The organism is Kitasatospora sp. NPDC002965, from assembly GCF_040611255.1.
GTDB lineage: Bacteria > Actinomycetota > Actinomycetes > Streptomycetales > Streptomycetaceae > Kitasatospora.
Window position 1 is genome coordinate 81,225 of the sequence record NZ_JBEXNT010000024.1, and the last position, 2,868, is coordinate 84,092.

Annotated in this window: 2 protein-coding genes; both read right to left on the minus strand. The window is 76.4% G+C overall.

What is annotated here, in order from left to right; all coding sequences use genetic code 11:
- Nucleotides 1–408 precede the first annotated feature (408 nt).
- A complete protein-coding gene (locus ABZY91_RS13215; RefSeq protein ID WP_329878134.1) occupies nucleotides 409–564 on the minus strand; it encodes a DUF6131 family protein in 156 nt (51 codons plus the stop codon).
- 167 nt (nucleotides 565–731) lie between these two features.
- Nucleotides 732–2,868 (minus strand): SpoIIE family protein phosphatase (locus ABZY91_RS13220; protein WP_355402114.1); only part of this gene is annotated, 2,137 nt, incomplete at its 5' end.

Genomic DNA, 2,868 nt, shown 5'->3' on the forward strand with positions numbered 1-2,868 from the left:
CTACCAGAACATCCCGATCCTGATCGTGGTCAGCCTCTGGTACCTCGCCTTCACCTCCGTGCTGACCGTCGGCCAGTACTACATCGAGCGGGCTGGTCGTCGATCGCGACCCAGAAGCGGGTGTTGTCGGGGATGGTGCCGTAGGCCCGGAAGGTCCGGCCGCCGGTCCGGGCGAAGTCCGGGCGGGCGAAGTCCGGGCGAAGTGGCCGTCGTGGTGCTCGGCCTCGCGCCGGCCCGCGCCGGAGGAGGACCGGCAGACGGTGTCGGCCGCGGCAGGACCGTCCCGCCCGGCACGGTCGCCGGGCGGGACGGTCACGGTGCTGCGAGGTCGGACGGGAGCTTGGGTTCCCGGTCGGGGCGGTGCCCCTCGCCCCGGCCGCTGCGGCCCTCCTCGATGCAGCTCCCCCGTTACCAGTAGTGGCGGCGTCCGCCGACCTCGTGGCCGACTGCGCCCATGATCCAGAGGACCACACCGATGAGAACCAGGACGAGGCCGATGGTCCACAGGATGGAAACACCGGTGACGAACCCGATGACGAGGAGGATGACTCCGAGGACGATCACGACGGTCTCCGTTCCACCCCCCACGTTGTCGCTCTCCGCCGGTGCGGAGGCCCACCCTGCGCCTTTCCCGATCCCGGCCCTTCAATCGGCGATCCCGCCACCGGTTGCGGGGCGGCGGCGCCCGCCGGGTACGGCCGGGCGGGCGGGAACCGCCCCCGGGTGGGCGCTCAGGTCAGCCGGACGCCGACGACGCAGATGTCGTCGTCCGGATTGGGGGCCCGGAGCCGGCGCAGCACGTGGTCCAGGCAGCCCTGGAGCCCCGGCGCCCTGTACTCCTCGACCGCCCCGAGCAGCCGCCCGAGTCCTCGGTCGAGGCCCTCGTCGCGCCGTTCGACCAGTCCGTCGGTGAAGAGCAGCACCAGGTCGTCCGGGTCGAGCGTCAGCACGGTGCTGCGGTGGACGGCGGCCGGGTCGGCCCCGAGCAGCGGTCCCGGCGGCGGGTCGAGGTAGCGGGCGACGCCGTCGTGGACCAGCAGGGGCGGCAGGTGCCCGGCCCTGGCCCAGGTCAGGGTGCGGGCGGCGGGGTCGAGCCGGCCGCAGACGGCGGTGGCGACGAAACCGCCGCCGAGGTGGCAGAGCATCCGGTTGAGGAGCTGGAGCAGCCGGTCCGGTCCGGCGTCGGTGAAGGCCAGGCCGCGCAGGGCGTCGCGCAGCTGCGCCATGCCCGCGGCGGCCTGCAGGCCGTGCCCGGAGACGTCGCCGACCACGGTGAGGACCGTCCCGTCGGGCAGGGTGAGGACGTCGTACCAGTCGCCGCCGACCTGGGGGTCGCTCCCGGCCGGCACGTAGCGCGCCGCCACGTCGAGGTTGCGCGCGGGCGGGCCGCCGGGAACGTCCGTGAGCGCGTGCCGGAGCGCCCGGACGGCGCGGTGCTCGACGGCCGTCCGGCGGACCTGCTCGGCGAGCCTGGCCCGGGTGTCGGCGAGCGCCCACTCGGTGTGCCGCCAGGCGGTCACGTCCTGGATGACGCCGCGCACGGCGAGCACGTCGCCGTCCCGGCTCCCGGGGACGGTCTCGGCGATCGCCCGGACCGTCCGGGCGACGCCGTCGGCACGGATCACCCGGAACTCGAGCGCGGCGGAGGCGAGCCCGCCCAGCAGGCGTTCCGCGAGGAGCCGGACGGCGGCGCGGTCGGCCGGCGCGACGGCGGCCTCCGCCTCGGCCGGGGCCAGCGTGCCGGGCGCGGGCCGCTCCGGCAGGCCGAGCAGCCGGAAGACCTCGGCCGAGCAGTCGAGCCGCGCCGGGGAGACCTCCCACTGCCAGGTGCCGAGGCCGGCCAGCCGCTGGGCCTGGGCCAGCTGCTGCTCCCGGCGTTCCTGCTCGTCGTGGGTGCGCCAGCTGACCAGGATCCCGTCGAGGAACGGCGTGGCGTGCAGCGTCATCGTGGAGCCGTGGACGGCGCCGCCGACGATCTCGACGTACTGCTCCGCCTCCCTGCGGTACGGCACACCGGAGGCCGCGACGTCGAGCAGGTGCTGGAAGGCACCGGAGGCGACCATGCCCGGGTAGAGCTCGCCGAGCAACCGGCCGGTGATGTCCTGGCCGGTGCGGCCGGCCAGGTCGACGGTGGCGGCGTTGGCGTGCACGACGCGCAGGTCGGTGACCTTCCCCTCGGGCGCGCGGACGGTGTGCAGGATCAGGACCGGATCGAGGAGGGCGTCCAGCACCGCCCGGAACCACGGCTCCCCGGCGGGCACCGGCCCGCCCTCACCGCCGGGGACGAGCACCCGCAGCAGCTGGGCGGCGCACAGCCGGGCCAGCGCGGACAGGTGGTGCTCGGTGGCCCGGTCCGCGCGGAACGTCCCGGGCCAGCCGAGCTTCATCGCGCCGATCAGCCGCTCGCCGGTGCGCAGCGGCAGTGCGCAGACGGTGTCGCCGGGGACGAGGTCCTCGCCCTTCAGGTCGGGGTACCGCGCGCCGAACTCGGAACGCCTCACCCAGACGGTGGTCCCGCCGCGCGCGGCGTCGGTCAGCGGCAGGGACGTCTGCGGGGGGATGCGCTGCCACTGGCTGAGCTGGTGGGAGGGGACCCCGTGGCTGGCCACCAGCCGCAGCGCGCCGTCGGGCTCCAGCACGGTGAGGGCGACCGCACCGACGCCCAGCGGGGCGAGGGCCACCTCGGTGAGCAGGGCGGCGAGCTCGTCGGGCGACTCGGCCGAGGCGAGCGCGGAGGCGGCCATGTGGTACCGGGCGGCGAAGTCGCCCCGGACCGCGGGCGCCCCGGCCCCGGGCCAGGCCGGGGGCGGCGCGGTCCCCTCCGGCGGGGGCGACGGCCCCGCCGGGGGGGGCGCGGCCGGCGGCGGC